At 38.9% G+C, this 6,836-nt stretch carries 7 protein-coding genes; all 7 read right to left on the bottom strand.

What is annotated here, in order from left to right; translation table 11 throughout:
* Nucleotides 1-114: 114 nt before the first annotated feature.
* On the bottom strand, nucleotides 115-921 hold the full coding sequence (gene cntD, locus AC1DSE_RS27170) for a staphylopine uptake ABC transporter ATP-binding protein CntD (RefSeq protein WP_477509780.1): 807 nt from the start codon (nucleotides 919-921) through the stop codon (nucleotides 115-117).
* Between the two features lie 4 nt (nucleotides 922-925).
* Complete coding sequence (gene cntC, locus AC1DSE_RS27165) at nucleotides 926-1,822, bottom strand: staphylopine uptake ABC transporter permease subunit CntC (RefSeq protein ID WP_477509781.1); 897 nt, start codon at nucleotides 1,820-1,822, stop codon at nucleotides 926-928.
* Nucleotides 1,823-2,755, bottom strand: a complete 933-nt coding sequence (gene opp1B / locus AC1DSE_RS27160) for a nickel/cobalt ABC transporter permease (protein WP_477509782.1) — start codon at nucleotides 2,753-2,755, stop codon at nucleotides 1,823-1,825.
* Nucleotides 2,756-2,851: 96 nt separating this feature from the next.
* On the bottom strand, nucleotides 2,852-4,468 hold the full coding sequence (gene cntA / locus AC1DSE_RS27155; protein ID WP_477509783.1) for a staphylopine-dependent metal ABC transporter substrate-binding lipoprotein: 1,617 nt from the start codon (nucleotides 4,466-4,468) through the stop codon (nucleotides 2,852-2,854).
* A gap of 44 nt (nucleotides 4,469-4,512) precedes the next feature.
* The gene (locus AC1DSE_RS27150) at nucleotides 4,513-5,817 is read right to left on the bottom strand and encodes an opine metallophore biosynthesis dehydrogenase (protein WP_477528490.1); all 1,305 of its coding nucleotides are present in this window, start codon (nucleotides 5,815-5,817) and stop codon (nucleotides 4,513-4,515) included.
* Between the two features lie 30 nt (nucleotides 5,818-5,847).
* Nucleotides 5,848-6,642: a class I SAM-dependent methyltransferase gene (locus AC1DSE_RS27145; RefSeq protein ID WP_477528489.1), complete on the bottom strand. Its 795-nt coding sequence runs from the start codon at nucleotides 6,640-6,642 to the stop codon at nucleotides 5,848-5,850.
* Nucleotides 6,643-6,668: 26 nt separating this feature from the next.
* On the bottom strand, nucleotides 6,669-6,836 hold a 168-nt coding region (locus tag AC1DSE_RS27140; RefSeq protein WP_477528491.1), incomplete at its 5' end, for a histidine racemase CntK family protein.

Raw genomic sequence — 6,836 nt, 5'->3', positions numbered from 1 at the left:
ACATTCACCCGCTCCACATTCAAAACTAATATCATTCAACACTTTTTGTTTCTTTTTCGAAAAAAAACCGCCATTTTCATACGATTTATCCACATGATCAATTTTCAGCATTGTTCAACCCTCCCCCATGATCAGCTTAAAATGATTACTCAGCGCCAATCTAGTAGACAACAAATATTTTGTATATTCATGCACTGGTTCTGAAAAAACAGTTCGGATGCTCCCTTGTTCGACAATCTCTCCATCCTTCATAACCAAAACGTCATCAGCCATTTTTTTTACAACGCCGAGGTCATGAGAAATAAAGATCATCGAGCAGCCCATTCGCTCACGCATTTGCATAAATTGTTCAACCACTTCAAATTGTGAAATGGTATCCAGACCCGTTGTTGGCTCATCTGCGATAATAACGTCGGGCTCCAGTACTATTGCGAGCGCAATCATAACTCGCTGCAGCATGCCCCCCGATAGCTGATGCGGATACTTATTCATCACTTCGATCGGATTGTTCAACATCACGCTTGCCATAGCTTTTTTCATTTTTTCTACGATTTCGTTCGTACTCCAGCCGAAATGTTCATAAAGGGTTTCCTTCAAATGAATGCCGATTACACACGAAGGGTCAAATGCACTCATCCCATTTTGCATAATCATACAGAGCTGCTTTCCCCTTTTTTTCCTCATTTCATGTTCTGAAAGCTGATTTAGATGTTCACCTTTAAATACGATATCGCCAGATTGGCGCAGCCAGGCTTTATTCAACCCCATAATCGACCTGCTGGTGACAGACTTGCCGCTCCCGCTTTCCCCTACTATAGCAAGGCAGCTGCCTTGCTTTAACTCGAATGAGCTGTTATGAATGATCACATGATCCGTTTTCATATCCCATACTTTTAAGTTTTTTACCGCTAATACATTCATGGCTTTAATCTGCCACCTCTTTTTCGCGAAATCTTTTTTTGGTCACGATTCGTTTCCCTTGAAGCATAGAATTAGAGCTCATTAACTTCGGATCCAATGCAATCTGAAGGGCATCCGACAAGAAATTAAATGCCGAAACGATAATAATAATAGCTATGCCTGGGGCTAACATGAGCTCAGGTCTTGTAAACATAACTTCTCTCGCTTCATTCAGCATCATTCCCCATTCCGCGTCGGGCGCTTGAATGCCTAATCCTAGAAACGAAAACCCTGATATTTGCAAAATCATCGAACCGATCGCGCTGCTCGAGATGACTGTTATGTCCGCAAATGTAACCGGAATCATATGCTTATAAATAATTTTTGCATTGCTGATGCCAGATGCTTTGGAAAATTTGACATAATTAAGTTCGGAATACTGCATCACAGACGTTCTGATTACCCGAGCAAACCATGCCCATTTCATAACAACAAACGCTATCAAAATGTTTTCAAGACCTACACCTAAAATGCCGACTATCGCCAATGTCATAACATATAGCGGGAAAGAAAGCATGATATCGCAAATTCTCATAATAAAGGCATCTACTTTTCCTCTAAAGTAACCTGCGATAAAGCCTAATAGTGCGCCTATCCCTATCGATATCGCTAATGCAGCCAATACCCACAAGACACTGGGACGAATGCCATAAATTAATCGGGATAGAATACATCTCCCCAAGTGATCGTTCCCGAGCAGGTATTCCCAGGACGAGGACGCATATCTTACGCTCATCTTGACTTCGTTAGGATCGTGCGGGGCAAAAAAAGAGGGGAATAATCCGACAATAAGCGTTGCAGCAATAACGATTAAGGATAAGCTGCCTATTTTATCTTCGCTTATGTTTTTTAATCGTTTCATCTAGATCTCCTTCCTCATTTTAGGATTCAAAGCGGCATTTACGATGTCCGATATGGTATTAAATAATACAAATGCGACTGCCACTATTAGAACATAGGCTTGGATCACAGGGAAATCTCTGCTTAGAATCGATCTTATACTTAAACTTCCTAATCCTGGCCACGCAAAAACATTTTCAACAACGACGGTGCCTCCTAAAATAATCGGGATAGCCATACCGAATATCGAAATGGCAACCTGCAAGGAATTTCTTAATATATGCATCGTAATTTTTTTCTCAGACAAGCCAGATGCCCTGCCATATAGAACATAGTCTTCATTTAGATTGCTTATCATCGAGCTTCTGACGTTTCGAAAATAAATCCCTGCATAACTTATCGCAATCACAGTTACCGGCAAAATATAGCTTTTATACGAATCCATTCCGCTCGTAGGCAGCAAATCCAATTTAACGGATATATACCAAATTAATATAGCTGCAAGCCAGTATGACGGCATGGATGTTAATAAAAATGAGATGCCCCTTACTGATTTGTCTATCATTTTCCCTTCATTTATTGCACTAAGCACCCCCAATAGGATGGACAAAACAATAACAACGATAGATGAAACCAGCGTTAGCTTCAACGTATTCAGCAAAGCTGGGCCTACCAATGACCAAATCGGTTTTCCTGTGACATATGAATCTCCAAAGTCTAGTTGCATGCAGGCAACGACCCAATGTAAATAACGAATGATAAATGGCTGGTTCAAGCCAAGTTCTTCTTTCGTCTGAGCAATTAAATCATTTGTTATATTGGGTATGCCTTGCGCTTGCAATATCAATTGGGCCGGATCTTGGGGAGAGAGATTAATGAATACAAACGTTATAAACGAAATAATTAATAGAAGAGGGATTGCTAACAATAGCCTTCTAATGATGTACCTTGCCATATAAAAATCTCCTTTCTACAGAAAATATCAAATGACTCTATCCTTCTTTACTCAAAATAAAAAAGGGAGTAATCCTCCCCTTTAATTTTCCCCGTTCTATTCAAAGCTCATTCGCTCGAATGGCAGCTCAAATTGTGTTTGTTTAAACGAGATATCTTTTATCTCTTTTGGCGCCACGATAGTGACACTGCCATTCGAGATTGGAATAAAGACAGCTTCGTCATGAACGATTGTCATAATATCAGCATATAACGATTTCCGTGCAGCCTCATCCTTGGATACCATGACCGCATCAATTTTCTTGTAAAGCTCACTTGCTTCCGCAATTCCGCTTGTTGTATGCAAATAAGCATTCTCAGAAGTAAAAGCAGAGATAGTGCTTTGCGGATCATAAGCGAGTCCCCATGTTTGATTGAATAATAAATCATAATCTCCGGTTGATCTTCTTTTGGCGATTGAGGTTGATTCCTCACCGATAATTTCCAATTGAATACCTATCTCCTTCAAAGAGCTTTGAATAAATTCAGCCTGCGTTTTTTGGGAAGAAGAATTGCTGTCATAATATAATTGGATTGCTAATGTTTTGTTATCCTTCACTCTAGCTGCAGCGCCTTTCTCCAGTTTCCATCCTGCACCTTCCAATAGCTGCTTCGCTGCTTCCAAATCATAGTCTCGTTTCTTCAAATCGACATTCGCATAATTGACGTTAGCTGAAAATAGGGAATGCGCTGCTGATTCAGTCCCGTTAAAAATATCCTTACTAATCGTATCTCTATCAATAGAGTGCCAGATAGCTTCACGAACAACTTTTTCGCTTACGGGATGATCGGATTTACTGCTGTTGGCCACGATCATTTTTGTGTTCATCGCTTCACTTCTAACAAGCTGATAATTGCCTGTTTCGATTAATTGTTCCATCGCTTCAACATCGATACTGTCTGCACCACGATCGTCAGTGAACACAAAGTTCACTTCACCCTTTTGCAAAGCTAGGAATGTCGTCTCCCCCGCTGGGAGAACTTTAGACGTAATTTTTTTAATGTTAGGTGCGCCGCCCCAATATGCTTCATTTGCTTCAAACGAAGCATACTCATCAGATTTATGGTCCGTAAGCTTATATGGTCCTGTTCCGTTGTAGCCGTTTACGCCATTTTTCGTTTCTCCATCCATAAAGTTTTTAGGGGAGATGAATACGTACGGCCTAGTCATGGATAATTCAACTAAGGTTGGATAATAGGATTCAGACAGTGTGAGTTCAACTGTATATTCATCTACCGCTTTAACGCTTACTATTTTTGTCGACAGCTTGATCCAAGTATGCTTTTCTTTATTATGTTGTACCGCTTCAATATTTTGCTTTACAGCCTCTGCGTTAAAAGGTTCACCATCATGGAACTTCACATCTTTCCTCAAATGAAAGGTATATATTTTGCCATCTTCTGAAATTTCCCATGCTTCAGCCAGTAAAGGCATGATTCCCTCCTTTGTGTTTTCGACTAAAGATTCGTACACCATTCCTTGTGCTGGCATTGAACCTGCATACAGATGTGGATTCATATCATTAATGTCTTTGGCCGATGCATACACGAGTTCTGTTTTCTTTTCCTTATTTGTTGGATTCGATTTCGCATCTTTGACGTCACTGCAGCCTGCCAGCACAATTAAAAGCATCAGCATGGATAAAACAACAACAAGCAAATTTCCTTTTTTCACAATATTTCCTCCTAAAAAATATAAGTTCATTATGCTTTCAACAATTATGCTTTTAAATATTTCCCAATTTCATTACAAATTCTGTTCAAGTCTTCTTCAAAGCTTTGAACAGCAAATGCAGCAGATAACCTAATTTCCTTATGAGATCGAGCAACTTCTTCCAACTTTTTCTCATAGGTTTGTATGAATTTATCGATGGTAGGGCATCTCGAATCTAAATATTTTGCAATTCCCTGAATGATTTTCAGACGATAATAATCCTCCTTTGGCATTCTTGGAATATCCAAATCACCTTCCCTATTGATGAACATCTTTCTGATAGGGACTGCAGAAAAGTCGAAATATTTCCCATCCTTATCTGGTTCAGAAAAAGGATCGATCAATAGCGAGGTATAACGGATATACAACAAATACTCTTGATGAATAGTTTCGAACGTGGGGAAATTATCTATATCATGACGTGATAAACTTTCGAGTCTTACCGGATAATTGTCATCCGTCATAAATTTAAGTAAATTTATACCWTTTATATGTAACTTACTGATAATATTCATAATTTCTTTCCAATGGGCCAACATCTCACGAATGAGTAATGGTGTAATTGGCCCTTCAGKATAAATTTTATAAACATACTTTATGGTTTCTCGATCCCCGAATATCGTGCTTAAAGAAACGTCATTCATAAAGAGCGGCGGATGAACGTATAACGAAATATTTCTTGTTTCTGCTTCAATCGGCGATTCCATTATGTCTATCGCAATACCTAATTGTTTGTATGCTTTACAGAGTTCTTCAACATTAGGAGACGGGTACTTTGTAGAGCCTATAAAAACTTTTTTCTTGACCGCTGTCGTTAGGGCATGATTTGTAGGTCTAGCATGCATCCATCTTGTATCACCAAAGTAGGTGGAAAAACTAATAATCTCCGTACTCGGATTATAATCATTCATATAATGGCGAATTAAGCTATTCGAGCCTAACGTCGGTGAAATTAATAGCATGTTCTTTACTTTCCTTAGAAGCTTAGGATCGATTTGTTTCAACACTTCGATATAGGCATCCGTTGTGACAGCAAATATAAGGGTATCCCACTCACCTGTAATCGTTTCGTACCCTTTAAATACGTGATCAACAAAACATTCACCCTCCATAGCACGATGCTTCTCATTCTGAATGCTTACACGTATACGTTGATTGCTCTGTTTAATCGAATCAAAAAATGACTCAGAACGTACGGATTCTCTCCCTACTATCGCTATACGGCAATCCCAACATTTTTTTAGATTCACAGCGAGTTGAATCGTAGCTGGTCCCGTGCCTAACAGCAAAACATGTTTGAAATCACCCATAAATGCCTTCCTTCCTAATAAAAAAACACACTATGCTTTTTGGTACAATGCAATATCAAACAAATGATCTGGACGTCTTACCTGTTCCACCAACCTCCATTTTTGAGCATTCACCTCTTTCAATGGAAAATTGAATAATGATTTTATTTGTTCTCCATATCTCATTGCCACAACGACATGCTTATTGGTCAATGAATAGAGCTGATCCAAAATGTCATATTTATTTTCAACGGTTGAGCTAAAAATGATATGGGAAGCCTGTTTCGTAAAATCAAGATTTTCCACCAGCCTATTCTCTAATCGAATATTTAAGCCGCTGCTAAATTTCTCCACAACGCTCCTTCCAAGCTCTAAAGCTTCATCGTCAATATCTAAGCCAACGACCTCCGCTCCAGTGCGMTTCGCAATCAAAATGGGCGTCATCGGAAATGCACCTGAGCCTATTAATAACACTTTTGAATCCGAGGATAGTTGGAAGCTCCCAAATTCTTCTTCGATGCACGATTCTATGTTTTTGAAATAATCGGTTATCTCAGCATTTCCTTCATGAAGCTTTAATGCACGATATTTCTCCATAATCGCAACGCAAAATGCCGATTTTCTTCTCAAATCCACCACAAGTTGAAGAATATCATTGGAATCATGATGTCCAAGTAGATCCCAAGCTTCATGGTTACTTCTGTTTGTTACGAATTTCGAATATTCATCTATTAAATTTTCCATCTCCGAGCTATTGTTAACCGTATGATCATATCGACCTGCTAAACGATCAAATTTTTCTGAAAATTCAATCAATTTATTTTGAAAACTCTTCACCTTATTCATTGTTTTCCCCCTGCTATAAAAAATCACTACACTTCTATAAAAGCTTTGCCTTGCGCAACAATTCCAACAGATCCTTCAATTTTAAGACTAGCAAGTACTTCTTTATAACAATCCGCCATTACTTTAATCGTGCCACCGGGTTGTTTTATTTGTGCAACAACTCCCTTCTTATTTTTCCATGCTAGATAAGCACC

This window comes from Paenibacillus sp. 01L418 (genome assembly GCF_056400045.1).
The sequence above is the reverse complement of the archived record's forward strand: the minus strand, read 5'-3'. Positions and strand labels throughout refer to the sequence as shown.